Here is a 15,216-nt window from a genome sequence, read left to right on the forward strand (position 1 = left end):
CATCATGACTGCTACGCTGCGCGGCGTGCCTGCCGTCGACAATGGCGGCACGCCGCCCTTCGACGCGATCGACTGGCAGAACCAGGTGCACGGCAATGTCGCCGCGCTCTGGGGCCGCTCGATCTGCTGGCTGTCCAATATTGGCGGCTCGCCGAGCGCGGTCACGGCGCAGTGCAGCCCGACCGAGACGGCCTATGCGCGCAACAAGGCCTATTGGTACATTCCGATCGCGGACAATCCGACCGCGCTCTCGATCAATATCGACGGGCTTGGTTTTAGAGCCGTTGTGGATGCCTTTGGCGACGGCCTGACCGGCGGCGAGACCAAGGCAGGCGGGTTGAATCTTCTGTTCGACGATGGGACGCAGCTGCGCCTGGTGTTTTCCGCAAACGGGCAGGCGACCGGCGGAGCCAGCGGCGCACCCGATATCATCCTCGAGGATCAGAAGACCTCGGGCACGTCGGGTGGCAATTTTTCGTCGGGCGTCTGGGCTGTGCGAGATCTGACCACGGCGATGCGTAACGATGTGGCAGCCTCGACCTTTGCCGGCAACCGCATCACGCTGCCCGCCGGGACCTATTACGCGGTCTGGTCGTGCCCGGCCTCGGCCTGCGGCGAGCACAAGTCGCGGCTCTATAACGAGACCGATAGTGCCGTGATTGCCTATGGCACCTCGGAGCGCCAGGTGGTGGGCACGGCGAATCCGACGCGCTCGATCGGCAGCGCATATTTCTCCCTTGGTGCATCGAAAACGCTATTGCTTCATCACCGCTGTGCCAGCACGGCGGTCAATGGTTTTGGCGCGCCGTCGAGTCTGGCAACAGAGATCTATTCGCGCCTCGAGATCTGGAAGGTCGGTCAGACCGATCCCGAGGTCTCTGGCGTGCCCGGCGGCGCGCTGACGTTCTTCTTCACGTTCTCGTCGACGACGACGGACGCAGATCCGGGGCCGGGTTTGCTGCAACTCAACAATGCAGCTGTTGCGTCTGCGACGCGCGTCTTCGTCGACAACTCCGATTATTATCTCAACGACATCACCGCTGTGCTTGCCTCGGTCGCGACGTCGACCTCGTCGATCAAGAACCGCCTCCGGATGGAGAAGCGCGGAGATAACACCAAGTGGGCGACTTACGATGTCACGGGTGACTCTGCGCCGTCCGGCTATCACCGTTTCAACCTGACCTACACGGCCGGCCCTGGCGGCTGGGCCAACAGCGATGTCGTGATCGCGCGGTTCGACACGGTCGGCCAGAAGGGCGACACGGGATCGGCGGGGCCGACGGGCAGCGACCCGACGTTCCTGCTGCAAAATTTCAGCTGATCGAAACTCAATCCTCCAGAGACAGGATCATCCCAGATGTCATCGACGCCCGTTTTCGCGGCGACGCCGAAGCTCGGCCTCGCGCAGATCGCAACCGCCAATACCAACAGGGACGGCACCGGCACGATCGGAACTGTCGCCACCGCCGGCTCGAGCGGCTCGCGCTTTGATCGTATCGATATCACCGCGGCAGGCACGACCACGGCCGGCATGGTGCGTCTCTACATCAATGACGGCACCAATACCCGGCTTTGGAAGGAGGTCCAGGTTACTGCGATCACGCCGAGCGGGACGACGCCAGCATTTACGGCGACGCTTGATCTGTCGGCGTTGCCGCTGATTCTGCCGAATGGCTACTCGCTGCGGGCCGCTACCCACAACGCCGAGACCTTCAACGTCGCGGCAACTGGCGGGGACTTCTGATGAACTTCGGCGCCAACCGCGGAGTTCATGCTCCTGCGATCATTCGGCCGACTTACTATCCGTGGCAGCTCGGCTGCGCGGGCGATGGTCGGTCTGACGATACCCGCGGCTTGCAGGCCTTTCTCGACAAATGCTCGGGCGCGATCGGCGACCTCGGCGGCCGAACCTACATCTTCAACGGGCGTCTCTACGCGCGCGCCAATACGTTGTTGAATTGCCAAGGTTCGACCCTGATGGCATCGCCGATCGCCGGCAACAACATGTCGAGCCTCAATCTGACCGATCCGACGCAGGGAACTGCGGCAGGCCCCGATAACGTCACCATTCTCGGCGGTTACTTCCGCGGCAACGCGACTGCGCGACGTGCCAACGGCACGCTGACGACATCCTCAGGCGTCGGCAATGCCGCGATGATCTACGTCATCGGCTGCGCCCACACGACACTTCGCGACATCCAGATTTATGATTGCGAAGGAGACGGCGTTTCCGTCGGGGGTGCATCAAACACTTCAGGTAATTCGGTCTACTTCAAGCTCGACAACCTGTATATCAATAATCCAAGCCGAAATGCCCTCTCGTTCTTCGGAGCGAAATATGGGGATGCTGTCAATTGCACGTTCACACAGATTTCCTATGGCAACTCTGTCGGCAACATTTCCTATGGGGTCGACTACGAGCCGGACGGAACGACATCGAACAATCTCGCCGTCAACCTGATTTCTTGCAAATCGATCGGCTGCCAGACCGGCTTTGGCGGCAACAGCAACGCCGGCGGCACCAACACCCATATCAATTGGGATGACTGTTACTCGGAGAGCTGCACGACCGCGTTCTACGCGTCTGCGGCGGGCATGGGGATTCGCGTCACCGCCGGTCGTCTCAACGGCAACGGCACGAACTTCACCAATCTAAGCGAAGCGATCGCCAGCTTCCCGTAAAAATTGAGGCATGAAGATGACTGATTTGACCGTCGACAGCATCGCGCCCGGCCCGGATGCGGATGGCGTCAAGACGGCAAGTGTTGCCACATCATGGGGCACGCTGGCTGTGGAATATGCGTTCTCAACCGACCCAGAACATCCGGACGGACTTCAGTTTCTTCATGCCGATCTCAGCCAATTGTCCCTGCCGGAGGGCGCGCGTCTGTCAGCCGCCGGCCCGCGATGGATTGCGGCGGTCTCGGCCGCGCTGCGTACGGCCAGAACCTGAGCGCGCGACTTAAGAACGATCCTCTCGACCAAACACGGAGAACGGTGATGACCTACAGCCTGACCTGGCTGCCCGGATGCTTGCGCGATGCCGGCCTCGAAGTGCTCGAACATGACGGCTGGCAGACGCGCGGCCACGGCGACATGGGCAAGGTGCAGGGCGTGCTCTGCCACCACACCTGCGGGCCGCTGCACGGCGATTTGCCGGACATCAACGTGCTGGTCGACGGCCGGCCGGACCTCGGCGGGCCGCTATGCAACATCGGCCTCGGCCGGTCCGGCAAGGTCTACATGATCGCGGCCGGCAAGGGCTGGCACGCCGGCGCCGGATCCTGGCAGGGCGTCACCGACGGCAATTCGCACTTCATCGGCATCGAGGCCGAGAACACTGGCGAGACCAAGGGGCCGCGCGCCGAGGCCTGGCCGGACGTGCAGATGGCGGCCTATATGCGCGTCTGCGCGGCCATCATCGATCACATCGGCGCCGGCGTCGGCATGGTCGCTGGCCACAAGGAATATGCCCGGCCGCTCGGGCGCAAGGACGACCCCAGCTTCGACATGGTGATGTTCCGCGCCGGCGTCGCCAAGCTGGTCGCGGACAAGCCGGTCGCAGCGCAGGTGCCACACCAGGTTGCGCGCCCTGGTACCGTCAACATCGACGGCCTCAACGTCCGCTCCAATGCGTCGGCGGCCTCGACCATCGTCGGCGTGCTGTTCAAGGGCGACAAGGTTGAGGTCAGCGGCGAGGTCATGAACGGCAACAGCAAATGGTTGCGGGTCGCCGGCGGCTATGTCGCCGCTCGCTTCGTCGACCAGGCTTCAGCCTGATGCGCACCGCCGCGCTGCTGCTCGCGCTTTCGCTCATCGCCGGCGGCATCATTGCCGCGCTCGGCCTGCCTGTGGTCGCCGTGATCGCGGGCCTCTGCATCCTTGCCGGTCTTGTCCTCATTTCCTGACCGGCCCTGATCCGCTCGCGTGACGGTTCTCGCGCATCCCTGACATCTTCGGAGGTTTTGCAATGTGGCTTCCCAAACAAGCCCAGGTGAACGCGTTTACGCGCAACCTGGCCAGCGGCGCCGCCGGCGCTGTCCTGATGCTCGGCCTGGGGTCGAAGATCGACACCGCGGCGCTGACGCAGGCCATCGCGGCGGCCGGCACCGTGGTCAATGACGTCGTGGTGCTGGTCGGCGTGGCCGCGCCGATCGTCGCGGGGCTCTACGCCTCGCGCACCGCCAATCCGCAGGCGCAGGCCGCGGCCGTCGGCGCCAGCCCGTCGACGGTCGTCGTGCCCGGCGCCGGCGGCACCGCGACCATCACGGTGCTGGATCCCGGCATGGCCCAGGCTGCGCTCGATGCGCACCGTGCGAGCTAAGGGGAAACCATGCTGAAACGCATTCTCGCAATTGCGAGTCTCGCCCTCGCGCTCGCCGGCTGTGCGCAGTGGCAGGCGATCGAGCAGAAGGTGGTGACCGTCGCCAGTGCGATCTCCGGCGCCACGGTCAATCCGCAGGCCGTCCTGGTCGCATCGAACATCTTCGATGGACTCGAGGTGACCGCGACCAACTATCTGCGCCTCGCCAAGTGCAACGGCACGACGCCGGTGTGTCGCGATCCGTCCGCGACCAAAACCATCATCCCGGCCATTCGTTCCGGCCGGGTCGCCCGCAACAACCTGCAGCAGTTCTTCAAGGACCATCCGGGCCAGCTCGGTCCGGCAGGCCTTTACGACGCCCTGCAGAAAAGCATTGGGACGCTGCAGAGCGTCTTTGCGCAATACCAGATCGGAGGTGCGTCTTGACCGCGATGCTCACAACCATCCTCGGCCTGATCTCCGCGCTGGTGCCGGCCGGCACCAATGCGGCGCTGATCGAGAAGATCGTCGAAGCCCTGATCGCGATCATTCCCGTGGTGGTGAAGGAATATCAGGACCTGGTCCCGATCGTCCGCAACATCATCGGCGCGCTCAAGGCCGACCCGTCGACCACGGCCGCCCAGCTCGAGCAGCTGCAGCAGCTCGAGGTGCAATGGGACGCCGACTTCGAGGCCGCGGCTGCGGCCGCGACCGCCGAAGACGGCGCCGGCTGAGCAAATCCAAACTCATGCCGCCGCGGGCTGTTCCGCGGCGGCAATCGGGCCATGGGGACAAGATGACAGCGACGCATCTCACAGAAGAAGACATCACGCGCATCGTTCGCGCCGTATTGGATGCGGAAGCCGAGCGGCGCGGTCACACGCTCGATGATGTCGTGATGAAGGCGGTCGCGACAATCCTGACGTCGTTCGGCGTGGAGGATGATGATCGCAAGGAGATTCGGGCTGACTTCGAGCACCTTCGCAAATGGCGTAAAAGCGTGGAGCAGGCGCAGAGCCTGACCTTCCGCATGATTTTGACGGCGATCGTCACCGGCCTCGTCGGAGCAACCTGGCTCGGCATTAAGACGCTGCTCGGCAAATAACGATCGCTCGTAACCACTGAATTCCAAAGGAGCATCACATGGTTCGTCACCGCATTCTCGCGGCGATTGCGCTCGCCTGCGCGACGCTATTTTTCTCATCGACCTCGGAGGCGCGGCATGTGCGCCATCAGCATCTGCAGCTGGCGCATCCCGACTGCAATGTGAAATTTCCCTGCGAGGGCGTGATGGCTTCGTCGCGCGGCGAGATGATCGCACGCAAGATCGGGATCGGCGCGCCGCAGAAGATCTATAAGCCGCGCGCAGCGGCAGTCGCACGGATCCGCGGGGTGGAGGCGCAAACCTCGATCCAGCCGCATCCGACAGGTTGTCCGGCCCGCGCCTTCTGTGGCTGCGGTGCCGCCATGCGCGTGTTCGGCAGTCCCGTACGCTCGCTGTGGCTGGCAGCGAACTGGTTCAAATTCCCGCGGACCGCACCAGGTGCCGGCATGGTGGCGGTGCGCCGGCATCACGTCTTCGTCCTCGAGTCGCATCTTGAGGGCGGGACCTGGCTTGCCTATGACGCCAATTCGGGTGGTCACGCGACGCGCATCCATGCCCGCTCGATCAGGGGCTACACGATCGTGAATCCGCATGCCGGCCTCGTGCTGGCGTGGAGGGCGTAGCCATGCGCTGCGACTGGCTTGTGCCCTTCTTCATCCTCCTGGTCGCAGTGAGCTGGCCGCTGCCGTTCGTGCTCGCGCGGGACGACGGCCGCTTCGCCAATTCGGAACTCAAGCCATGGTTCGACTCCTTGCGCAGCGGCAAGGGGCCGTGCTGTTCGGATGCCGACGGCTATGCACTCGGCGACGTCGATTGGCAGAGCGCCGGCGTCCGGTACCGCGTGCGGATCCCGCGCTCCAACGATCCAGCCGACAAGAACGTCATGGTCTGGGTGGACGTGCCCGAGGATGCCGTGCTCACCGAGCCGAACCGTGCCGGCCGCACTATGGTCTGGCCGATCTGGGGGTACCAGGGGCCGTCGATCCGCTGCTTCTTACCGGGAAGCATGACGTGAGCGGCATCCGCAAGCGCGTGTTCGGTTATCTCGACGCGGCGCGCGATCGAGGTGCCTTCATTGTCTCCGGAATCTTCTACGGTCTCGATCCAGAAGATATCGCTGACGAGATCGCACGGGATTGGGATTCCGGTGATCGCGACGGGAAGCTGCTGTGGGCTCCCGGCGACAGCAAGCCGGAAGTCTCCGATATCGCGCCGCATGTCGCGGCGTGGCTGGTCGCGGCTGTCGAATGACGACGGACAATCTCGACCTGATCCTCGCCAAGGATGAGACCGGCGAGCATCGCCTGTGGGCCTGCCGCGGCGCAGGCAAGGGATGTGCACGCAACAAATACAGGCGGCAGCGCAAGCCATGCGGAGATTGCGTTGGCCCACTCGACGAGAAGCTGACGGTTGGGGAGGTCGCCGATCTCCTCAAGCGCGGTGACGCGTAACCCTGAGTCCGCCGCCGGACGGAGATCCGGCAATCCAACCGAGAAAGGATCTGGCTATGGCCATCCGCTGTAAGATGCGTCTCGACAATGTGTTTCGTCAGCAACGGGGAGGCATCAAGGCCTTCTTTAGCTGCAGCTATGACGAGAAGCTCGCCAAGGAAGACGTGTCGTTCCAGAAGGCGACGCCGACGGGCAACGCTGAATTCGTCATCGACAATCCCAAGGCTGCCGAGCAGCTCGAGATCGGCGAATACTACTACGTCGATTTCCATCCGGTGCCAAAACCGGCGCCGGCCTCTCCTTCTTCGTCTTCGTAAGCGTAGCGTCCTCCAAGTCAGCCCGCGTCGCCATGCCCGGCGGCGCGGGTTTTTGCGTTTGACGGCCTAGACGAAGGGCCATCAGCTGCTGTTCTGACTACAAGGAAACAAAAGCCGCAAACTCGCCTTGCTCATAGAGCTTGGAGAATTTCAGATCTGGATTGGCTGCGGTGAACTCCCGCCAGGCAAGCCGCTCGCCTTTGTCGGGATCGTTATGGAAGCAGGCCCAATCGTCGAAGACGATGACCGTTCCCCTTTGCAGAAACGGCACGATGAACTTCAGGATCGGGACGGTCGAGTGGTAGAGATCGCAGTCGATGTAGATAACTGCAGCCTTGCGGTCGGACAGACGCTCCTGAACCTCTTTCGTCAGCGACTTGTCGTAGAAGCCTTTCACGATGCTCAAACGATCGGCCGGCATACCCGCCGACTGGCATAGGCGAACAAACTCTTCATCCGCGGTCTTTAGCTTGCCCGGCTGCCAGATGGCCTGTTTGTCGATCTCTTCGATTTCGGGCAGACCCTCGAAGCTGTCGAAGGCGACGTAGTGCCAGTTGAAGAGGTGGCGAGTGTGTTTCCATGCAGCCCGCATGGTGTTTGCTTCATGGCATCCGAACTCGAAATAGTAGCCTTCGATTGGACGGTTGGTGTGGCAGAACCGCACGATCATCAGCAGCAGATCCTCGCGCGGTTTACGCGCTGCCCTGTTATAATAGCGTCGCGACCACCTTGCGGCCGGGTATCTCAACCAATCGACCGACAGGCCTACAGAACGGGCAATGGGCGCAGGGAGCACCGATAACGTTCTGCGATATAGTGCCTTCATTGCCTTCTCGCCCCTTCAAAAAAATCCAGTCCTCAAAACCCCCGGATTGGGGGGTACCTACCATCTCAACCCCGAATAGAGCAACCGCATGCTAGGCCGATCCTGCTGATGACCTGACGCAAGGCTAAAACTCGTCGAAGGAAAAGATTCTGTGGCCGGCCAACCTGCCGAACCTCGCTGCACCTTTCAAACTCAGGTGGTCCTCATTCCAATAGTCGGATGGATCATCCGAGAAAGCAGTGAAGTCAAAGTACCTGAGCCCAAACACGCGCTGCGCGTTGCTGATGTACTCGCGGATTTGTCGCGCTCCCGGACCCGCATAGGCCTGCCGGAGTGTTGGGTAAAATGGCGTTGAGATCAGGACGACCTCGATGTGGTGATCTTTGGCCTCTGCCATGATCTGCCTGAAAAAATAGTCGAAGACCTGACTGACCTTCAAATTGTCGGGTGTGGGTGCCGGTGGCCCTGGAAACGACCTGTTGGGGAGCAGGTTGTAAGAGAAGCCGTTCTTGAGGATGTCGAAGTGGAGCGCGGTCGGGTCGGGGGCGAGAGACCGGCCTTTGATGAAATCCGATGCCAGGCGGAAAATATCTTTCCGGTAAGGACTGTCGGTAAGGGTGAGAATCGGCCACTTAATCGCCGCTCCGCTGGCACGAGCAATGGTGAGGTCTTCGCCGGTCACATAGTCTTCGTAGAAAAAATACGGACTGCTCGGACCGGAGCTGCTCATGAGCGGCGCGTTCATCTCCAGCAAGATGATCTCGGGCTTCACTGTTGCCCTTCGAAGAAGAATACGCAGCTTCAGCCAGGCCTCGCTGATGCTCTCGCCCCGCCACGCGAGATTGTAGAAGTCGTGACTATCGATGTTGAGCGACATGTTCGCCTGGGAAGAGCCTAGGGCGACGTAGCGCGTCGGGTGCGCGAGATAAGCATCGAGCTGGACGCGCCGCGGTTCATGCTGCGGGATGACGATGGTCCGGTGGAACGCCTCCGTCGCGCCAAGGATTGTCCCAAGGCAAAGTGCCTGGGAGGCGATGAGCAGCGCGGCGAACGTCTTCTTCGATATCGACATTGTCAGAAGTTGAAATAGAGGAACGGCGGCGGCGCATTGAGGTAGAAGGCAACGACAAAGGCGGCCGAGGTGCCGACGCCGAGTGCGGGCACGTGCCAAAGCGATGGTTCATAACGGTCGATGATTTCCATGCTGTTCGGCAGGGCAAAGCAGATCGCAAAACAGCACAGGCACATAAAGGCCCATGTCGGGGTGAACATTGGGTCGGCCTGAAAGCGCTCAACAGGATGCCGCGCAATATCGAGCCAGGCGATCGGGTCGTGCATCGCGGTCAGGATCGACCATGCATCGGCCAGTGACGGAGCGCGGAAGAAGACCCAGCCGACGACAACGAACCAGAACGTTGTCGTGATCCCGAGGACCGGCGGCATTCTCAAGCCCGTCCTCTGGAACACGCGATGCGCGCACAGCCCTGCACCGTGCAGCGCGCCCCATGCGACGAACGTCCATGCCGCGCCATGCCAGATTCCACCGATGACGAACGTGGCGAACAGGTTGAACAGCACACGGCGGTGGCTGCCGCCGAGCGGGATATAGACATAATCGCGCAGAAAGCGGCCAAGGGTGATGTGCCAGCGGCGCCAGAATTCCTGGATGCTCTGCGACTTGTACGGTGACAGGAAATTGGCTGGCAGGGTGATGTTGAACATCAACGCGCTGCCGATGCCCATGTCGATGAAGCCGGAGAAGTCAAAGTAAAGCTGGAAGGTGTAGCTCAGTGCCGCGCACCAGGCGTCAATCGGCCCATGCGAGGTCATCGCAAAGCCGTTGTTCGCGTAGAGTCCCATGCGATCTGCGATCAGCAGCTTTTTGATGAACCCGATGCAGAACAGCACGATGCCGCGATTGAAGTTATCGGTGTTGAACTGCCATCGCGCCCTGTCATCGAACTGCGGCATCATCTCGGAATGATGCACGATCGGCCCCGCGATCAGCTGCGGGAAGAACGTCACGAACAGCGCAAAATTGATCGGGGAGGGCCGCGAGACCTTTCGCTTGTAGACATCGACCAACAGCGCGATCTTCTGGAAGGTGAAGAACGAGATCCCGAGCGGCAGGAAAATCTCGATCGGCGTCAGGTGCAGGCCAAGCAGGTCGACATTGGCGATGATGAAGTTGGCGTATTTGAAAAACGCGAGCAGGCCGAGATTGAACGCCAGTCCCCCGATCAGAATTGCCCGCCGGTGGCGTTCGAAGCGAAACAGCGCGTCGACGAAGCAAAGGTTGATGACAATCGAGGTCAGCAGCACCGGGAGGCTTGGGAGATTCCAGAGGCCGTAGAACAGCAGCGATGCTGCGATCATCACGATCTTGGCCGAGGTATTGCCGGCGAGCCGGCGCGTGGCAAAAAAGGCGCCCAGGGTCAGCGGCAGGAACACCAGCGCGTATTCTGGAGTGAAATAGAGCATCCCCGCCCGCATTCTGAGGTAGTTCTTATCGTTCCTCCTTCACTACAAGGCGTCCGCGCAACCCACAAGGGCGGACGGCGCATGTTCAACTAAAAGCTAGCAAGAAAGGTAAAATAAGCCCGGCTGGATGCTTTTTTTGCAACCTTAACGGGCCCGCTTTCGGATGCGCGCGCCGTTCTGAAGGTGCGGCCGCTAGAATGAATCCATCACCCGCCGAAACGCTGGATGCCGCCGGTTCTTTACCTTCACCCAGTCGCAGGTGCGCGGCCGATATCGCCGCTCCCGGTGCTTCGAGACCAGGCCCTCGAGGCCCATGCGGCATGCGGCCTCGAACAGCCCCGGGCCGATCTCGCCTTTCTCGAACGGCGCCACGAAGATGCCCTCCGGACGTCGCGCCAGCAGCTTGTTGAGGCGCGCCTTGCGCTCGAACAGCGGCCGCTCGCGCACGTTGTCGCTGTCGATCGCAACCAGGTCGAAGGCGTAGAGTTGGGCTTCGTCGTTGTGCTTGTTCGAATGCAGGGCGTTGAAGTCGGAGATGCCCTGCAGGTCCAGCACGCAGATCTCGCCATCGATGATGAAGCGCTGCTGCTTCAGCTTCAGCGCAGTCTCGGCGATCCACGGGAAGCGCCACGTCCAGTCGAGCCCGCTCTTGGACAGGATCTTGACCTCTCGGCCGTCCCGGACCACGCGGCCGCGATAGCCGTCATATTTGACCTCGTGGATCCAGTCGGGCCCGGCGGGAACGATTTTGGCGGCAATGGGCTTACAGTAATCGAATTCAGGCATAGGTTGGAGATAAGAGCCGAAAAGCCGAATTGCGAATCCGGAGGAGCATAGAATGCGCCAAATCTCGCTGGACCGACTCTCGGTCTATGAGGGCGACCCGGGCTATTCGGCCTTTGAAAATCTGGGAGAAAGCCGACATCGTTTGCGCATCAGGCTTGACGGCTTCGATCAAGACGGCGTCGTCACCGCGGATCGCTCGCAAGGCTGGTTGCGCCGCTACGTGATGGTCGACGGCCATCCCGTCATCCAGAACGGTCTGACCTTAACGGAGATCGTGAAGGGCAGGATTGAATTCGTCCTGGACGATGCGGGCTAAGCCAGCCGCAACGCCAGCTGCCGGTGATGACCTTCATGCCGCTCAACGAAATCCTGCAGGCCTGAGGGCACGTCCGCCATCTGCAGGTCGACCCGCCGGCGGATCTCGCGAGCGACATCTTCGGAGACGTCTTCCGACCAGCGCTCGGCGGTGTTGAAGGCGATGATCCGGACCGGGTGGCTGTACTCGCCTGACATCAGGTCAGTGATGACGGTCTCGAGGTCGGTCGCCTCGGCGTCGGCCTCGCGCCAGACTGCTCCGTGGCGGCCCAGATCGTCCTTCACCAGGTAGACCGTCTGATCACAGCCTTCCGGCACGATCGAGGGCGAGGAACGCATACGCAAACTCCACAGAACTAAGCGCTAATCGTCAGAGATGACTGATCGTTCCGCGCCCGGAGTTCGCAAACTATACAGCCCTATTTGGGCGGTTGCAGTCCCGGAGATGTAAGCCACGCGGACATCTGTGAGCCCGTTTCAGCTTGGCGCGCCTGGCGAAGAAGTGCTTCGCGGGCCGCGCCCGGCGGGACCTCCTTGGCTTTCTCGCGAAGGCGCTTCGCTTCCTCCGTTAGCCTTATTTCCAGCGGGGAAGATTGGATGATCCTGCGGCGCTGCGTCATGGTCCTACACCAACCAAAGACTCTGCCTCCATCAACGTACAATGATGGTTCCAGTTCCGGCGACCAAGCCCCTATGTGACCGCCTCAGCCTGTTTTCGTTTTGTGCTTACGTTGAGATAAATCAAGGAATTTGATCCGCCCCGAACACATTGCGAACGCGAACGCATCCGCCAACGGAGGCGGTTCACTCTTTCCAGTGCAGCTTTGCGCAGTTGGGGCACTGGTACACCCCGACTTCGCGACCGGACCCGGTGTCGAGAATGAAGGTTCTCAGGATTGTCGGGATGTCGCAGTTGTCGCAGCGTGGATGCTGCTCGGTCCTGGTCACTCGCTTCAGCATTGATTCGGTCCCCAGCATTCGCATGCATACAACGCGCGCTGGATGGGCGCCTTTACGCAAGTTAAGCGGGCAAGTCGTGTCGCAGACGTAGGGGTCTGCTACCGGTGCCACGGCCGCCGACGGCCCTGGATCTCGCGCGCCTTGCTGATCTCGTCATAGCCGATCTGGCCGTGCAGATCCTCCCACGCTTCGCGGAAGCGCGCTTTGGCCTCGCTGAGGCTGCCCGCGCCGCCGCGGTGCTGGTCGCGCTGGGGCACGTTCGGCAGGAAGACCGACCAGGACCACCCGTTGGTGCCGCCGACGCCGACGCCGCGCAAGATCCGTCCGATCGAAAGCTCGTCCCACATCACTTCGTAATCGTCGGGCGCGGTCTCGCCGCCGATCACGGTGCGTCGCATGGTGAGGTCGTCTGACATGTGAGAACGAATAGGGAATTTTCCCTCACCCGAAAAGGGTGTTCAGCTCGCGACGTTTTCTTATCGAACCTATTCCCAGCGGCCACTCAACTTGGTCCGCGCGGCGATCGTCGTCTCGATCTCTTGCACCATCTCTCCGAGCCGTTCAGCGAGCCTTTCGAACAGCGCGCGCGTCTGCCTGTCGGGCGCAGTTCTTGACAATCGAGCACAATATTCCACCTCCGCCCGAAACTTCTCGAGCTGGGCAACCAATTCTTCCATACCGCTACGTCCCCGACCAAACGACCGGAAGTTGTAGCGCCTGGCGCCGGGCCGGGCACCTGGGAAATTTCCCAAGGTCCAAGCTCTATGGTTGCGTCGCAGAGGAAAGCCGGGATGAATGCGAGTCGGACCGCACGGCTGCGACGACCAGCGGGGGCCACGATGGCGACAATGGACGACTTCCGGGAGGAACTCGAGGCTCAGATTGCCAGGGCGGCCAGGCAGGGCCGTCCTCACGTCGAGATCAATGCCGGCGAGCTGCACCGCGTCGTCAGCCCAGACGAGAACCTGCACTCAATGGCGTGCGAGGCAATGCGGCAGTTGCAAAACGTCGGTGACCAGGTCGTCCATGCGCCATCAGCCGGCGATGGACCTTCCTTCACGATCCGCTACATGCTTCCGCGATCACAGGCGGGGTTGTTTTAACGCATGCGCCCGCCGCGCTGCGGAACGAGACCTCGCGGCCGGCATTGGCTCCCATGGATGACAGAAAGTGGATCGCCATCATGGTAGCCTCAATGCTGCTTCTGGCCGCGGTCGCAGCACTTCTTGTGCAGCGGCCGGGCTTGGTGACGGACACCCACACGTTGATGAGTCGCTAGCGCGGAGCGCTCGCTACCAGAAACCGAAAGGCTGCGGGCACTTGGACGCCTGCAGCGAACGACCCACGGGGCCTCGTTGGCGAGTACCCTTCGTAATCGACACCAGGTGGCGCCACCTGCACGCGAATTGATTACCCTATTGAAAGGCAAGTGTACGACGGCCCCTCTTGCAGGTGAATCGCGAGAAATCTCCCTGCGATGTCCTTCCGGATCTGTGCCGAGGAATGTCTAGGCAGTCTGAGATTTCCTGCACTGTGAATTAGGAGGCCAGCGACAATCCGCTTGAGTAGAACTGTGATGTTCACTCTTCTCGCATAGCGTCGCCCCTCATCGGAAGAGAGGCCTTTGATTTCTTCGACAAGATCGAGCAGCCCTGCTTTTAGGTCGTAGCTTGCTTGTTCGAGCAATGCCGGATGAGCCAGAAAAGCAAGGACGGTGATTTCAAAGTCTTTGTATGTCCAGGCGGAGCGGCTGCAGGCGCCATCATTCAAGACCTGCTCGCATACGAGGACCTGCACATTCGAAATCCGATGGAAGATGACTTTGCGGCCGCAATAGGCACATGAGCATAGGTCACCGAAGATGTTAGCGAGATCATTTCCTTTTCGCCCACGATGCGCCAGATTCTGTTGGCGCGCCGCCTGCGCAGCATCAAAAGTGGTCTTGTCTACGACTGCAGGGTAATAGCCGGAAATTGGAGCGCCGCTCGGGATACCCTTCTTATGACCTGCAGCGAAGGATTTCGGCTGGTACTCACCGTAGGTCGCCCGGTTCCTGAGCATCGAGTCTATGGTGGTGTTGTCCCAGCTGAGCGCTCGGGTGAAGGTCGGCACCTTTAGTTCGTCGAGATAATTTGCGATGGCGTAGCTGCCCATCCCGCCGATCGCGAGTTCGAAAATCTTTCGCACGGTTTCGGCCCGGTCCGGCAGAAACACGAAAGACGAACGGTCTTCATTGAGGCCGAGCCAACTTGGCGCTGCTGAGATCTTTTTGCTCACCTTAGACATATTAACACTCGGTCGCGAATGGGTCGCTGCGGCAGCGAAGCGGACACTCGATTCGTCGTTAAGCGCAAATCGATTCCCACCCTCAATCGCAGTGGAGGTGCATGTTCCCGCGTTAGGGACCATTCCTCGGCAGGCTCTCACGCAGCTGTGAGCGGCAGAAACTTCTATATCGAACAATAGCTTAGGCCGAAATTAGTCAGAAGAAGTTGCGTGATTTTTGTGCAACACCTGTCTGAAAACAAGCTTCTTAGGCCCATTTCGGAGCGTTCTCTTGTTGTGTGTGCAGGGACCATCGATCATGGTGACTGGGCGACGGAGGGGGGCATCCCGAGGTCGTCCCGTCTTAGGTGGTTCGCTTAAGTCCCTCGCGTTCAGCGGGTGTGTCC

At 61.1% G+C, this 15,216-nt stretch carries 24 protein-coding genes; 17 read left to right on the forward strand and 7 right to left on the reverse strand.

Annotation, left to right across the window (positions count from 1 at the left end; translation table 11 throughout):
- Positions 1-4 precede the first annotated feature (4 nt).
- The 15 genes from AC0L3B_RS14665 to AC0L3B_RS14735 all read left to right on the forward strand — a co-directional run bounded on the left by AC0L3B_RS14665 (position 5) and on the right by AC0L3B_RS14735 (position 7,176).
- A complete protein-coding gene (locus AC0L3B_RS14665; protein ID WP_473380600.1) occupies positions 5-1,321 on the forward strand; it encodes a hypothetical protein in 1,317 nt (438 codons plus the stop codon).
- A 36-nt stretch (positions 1,322-1,357) separates the two neighbouring features.
- Positions 1,358-1,744, forward strand: a complete 387-nt coding sequence (locus AC0L3B_RS14670) for a hypothetical protein (protein WP_473380601.1) — start codon at positions 1,358-1,360, stop codon at positions 1,742-1,744.
- A 233-nt stretch (positions 1,745-1,977) separates the two neighbouring features.
- Complete coding sequence (locus AC0L3B_RS14675; protein ID WP_473380602.1) at positions 1,978-2,682, forward strand: hypothetical protein; 705 nt, start codon at positions 1,978-1,980, stop codon at positions 2,680-2,682.
- Positions 2,683-2,698: 16 nt separating this feature from the next.
- The gene (locus AC0L3B_RS14680) at positions 2,699-2,953 is read left to right on the forward strand and encodes a hypothetical protein (protein ID WP_473380603.1); all 255 of its coding nucleotides are present in this window, start codon (positions 2,699-2,701) and stop codon (positions 2,951-2,953) included.
- Positions 2,954-3,000: 47 nt separating this feature from the next.
- On the forward strand, positions 3,001-3,780 hold the full coding sequence (locus AC0L3B_RS14685) for an N-acetylmuramoyl-L-alanine amidase (protein ID WP_473380604.1): 780 nt from the start codon (positions 3,001-3,003) through the stop codon (positions 3,778-3,780).
- Positions 3,780-3,908, forward strand: coding sequence for a hypothetical protein (locus tag AC0L3B_RS14690; protein WP_473380605.1), 129 nt, complete (start codon positions 3,780-3,782; stop codon positions 3,906-3,908). Before AC0L3B_RS14685 ends, AC0L3B_RS14690 begins: the two co-directional genes overlap by 1 nt.
- Positions 3,909-3,970: 62 nt before the next feature.
- Positions 3,971-4,324 carry a hypothetical protein gene (locus AC0L3B_RS14695; protein ID WP_473380606.1) on the forward strand — a complete coding sequence of 118 codons (354 nt, stop codon included), beginning with the start codon at positions 3,971-3,973 and terminating at the stop codon, positions 4,322-4,324.
- A gap of 9 nt (positions 4,325-4,333) precedes the next feature.
- Entirely contained in the window at positions 4,334-4,750 is a 417-nt protein-coding gene (locus AC0L3B_RS14700; RefSeq protein ID WP_473380607.1) for a hypothetical protein, read from the forward strand.
- Positions 4,747-5,037, forward strand: a complete 291-nt coding sequence (locus tag AC0L3B_RS14705) for a hypothetical protein (RefSeq protein ID WP_473380608.1) — start codon at positions 4,747-4,749, stop codon at positions 5,035-5,037. Before AC0L3B_RS14700 ends, AC0L3B_RS14705 begins: the two co-directional genes overlap by 4 nt.
- A 62-nt stretch (positions 5,038-5,099) precedes the next feature.
- Positions 5,100-5,408 carry a hypothetical protein gene (locus tag AC0L3B_RS14710; protein ID WP_035968754.1) on the forward strand — a complete coding sequence of 103 codons (309 nt, stop codon included), beginning with the start codon at positions 5,100-5,102 and terminating at the stop codon, positions 5,406-5,408.
- A gap of 38 nt (positions 5,409-5,446) precedes the next feature.
- Positions 5,447-6,031, forward strand: a complete 585-nt coding sequence (locus AC0L3B_RS14715) for a hypothetical protein (RefSeq protein WP_473380609.1) — start codon at positions 5,447-5,449, stop codon at positions 6,029-6,031.
- 2 nt (positions 6,032-6,033) lie between these two features.
- Positions 6,034-6,423, forward strand: coding sequence for a hypothetical protein (locus AC0L3B_RS14720; protein WP_473380610.1), 390 nt, complete (start codon positions 6,034-6,036; stop codon positions 6,421-6,423).
- A complete protein-coding gene (locus AC0L3B_RS14725; protein ID WP_473380611.1) occupies positions 6,420-6,659 on the forward strand; it encodes a hypothetical protein in 240 nt (79 codons plus the stop codon). The genes AC0L3B_RS14720 and AC0L3B_RS14725 overlap by 4 nt, the downstream gene beginning before the upstream one ends.
- A complete protein-coding gene (locus AC0L3B_RS14730) occupies positions 6,656-6,859 on the forward strand; it encodes a hypothetical protein (RefSeq protein ID WP_473380612.1) in 204 nt (67 codons plus the stop codon). Before AC0L3B_RS14725 ends, AC0L3B_RS14730 begins: the two co-directional genes overlap by 4 nt.
- Positions 6,860-6,915: 56 nt before the next feature.
- The gene (locus tag AC0L3B_RS14735; RefSeq protein WP_473380613.1) at positions 6,916-7,176 is read left to right on the forward strand and encodes a hypothetical protein; all 261 of its coding nucleotides are present in this window, start codon (positions 6,916-6,918) and stop codon (positions 7,174-7,176) included.
- 97 nt (positions 7,177-7,273) lie between these two features.
- Here the strand turns inward: AC0L3B_RS14735 and AC0L3B_RS14740 are convergent, their stop codons facing one another.
- The 4 genes from AC0L3B_RS14740 to AC0L3B_RS14755 all read right to left on the reverse strand — a co-directional run bounded on the left by AC0L3B_RS14740 (position 7,274) and on the right by AC0L3B_RS14755 (position 11,269).
- Positions 7,274-8,002, reverse strand: coding sequence for a TylF/MycF/NovP-related O-methyltransferase (locus AC0L3B_RS14740; protein WP_473380614.1), 729 nt, complete (start codon positions 8,000-8,002; stop codon positions 7,274-7,276).
- 124 nt (positions 8,003-8,126) lie between these two features.
- Positions 8,127-9,074 (reverse strand): hypothetical protein, encoded by a 948-nt coding sequence (locus tag AC0L3B_RS14745; RefSeq protein WP_473380615.1) that lies wholly within the window; start codon positions 9,072-9,074, stop codon positions 8,127-8,129.
- Positions 9,075-9,076: 2 nt separating this feature from the next.
- Positions 9,077-10,483, reverse strand: a complete 1,407-nt coding sequence (locus AC0L3B_RS14750) for an MBOAT family O-acyltransferase (RefSeq protein WP_473380616.1) — start codon at positions 10,481-10,483, stop codon at positions 9,077-9,079.
- A 192-nt stretch (positions 10,484-10,675) separates the two neighbouring features.
- Complete coding sequence (locus tag AC0L3B_RS14755; protein WP_473380617.1) at positions 10,676-11,269, reverse strand: ATP-dependent DNA ligase; 594 nt, start codon at positions 11,267-11,269, stop codon at positions 10,676-10,678.
- A gap of 52 nt (positions 11,270-11,321) precedes the next feature.
- Here AC0L3B_RS14755 and AC0L3B_RS14760 point away from each other — a divergent pair, with 52 nt between their 5' ends.
- Complete coding sequence (locus tag AC0L3B_RS14760; protein WP_473380618.1) at positions 11,322-11,585, forward strand: hypothetical protein; 264 nt, start codon at positions 11,322-11,324, stop codon at positions 11,583-11,585.
- Here AC0L3B_RS14760 and AC0L3B_RS14765 read toward each other — a convergent pair.
- Positions 11,582-11,923 (reverse strand): hypothetical protein, encoded by a 342-nt coding sequence (locus AC0L3B_RS14765; protein WP_473380619.1) that lies wholly within the window; start codon positions 11,921-11,923, stop codon positions 11,582-11,584. The two genes, AC0L3B_RS14760 and AC0L3B_RS14765, sit on opposite strands and share 4 nt — an antisense overlap.
- Before the next feature lie 719 nt (positions 11,924-12,642).
- Entirely contained in the window at positions 12,643-12,960 is a 318-nt protein-coding gene (locus tag AC0L3B_RS14770) for a hypothetical protein (RefSeq protein WP_473380620.1), read from the reverse strand.
- A 432-nt stretch (positions 12,961-13,392) separates the two neighbouring features.
- Here AC0L3B_RS14770 and AC0L3B_RS14775 point away from each other — a divergent pair, with 432 nt between their 5' ends.
- The gene (locus AC0L3B_RS14775) at positions 13,393-13,647 is read left to right on the forward strand and encodes a hypothetical protein (protein WP_473380621.1); all 255 of its coding nucleotides are present in this window, start codon (positions 13,393-13,395) and stop codon (positions 13,645-13,647) included.
- A gap of 307 nt (positions 13,648-13,954) precedes the next feature.
- Here the strand turns inward: AC0L3B_RS14775 and AC0L3B_RS14780 are convergent, their stop codons facing one another.
- Complete coding sequence (locus AC0L3B_RS14780) at positions 13,955-14,830, reverse strand: recombinase family protein (protein ID WP_473380622.1); 876 nt, start codon at positions 14,828-14,830, stop codon at positions 13,955-13,957.
- Positions 14,831-15,216 lie beyond the last annotated feature (386 nt).

The organism is Bradyrhizobium sp. Kon56, from assembly GCF_055807635.1.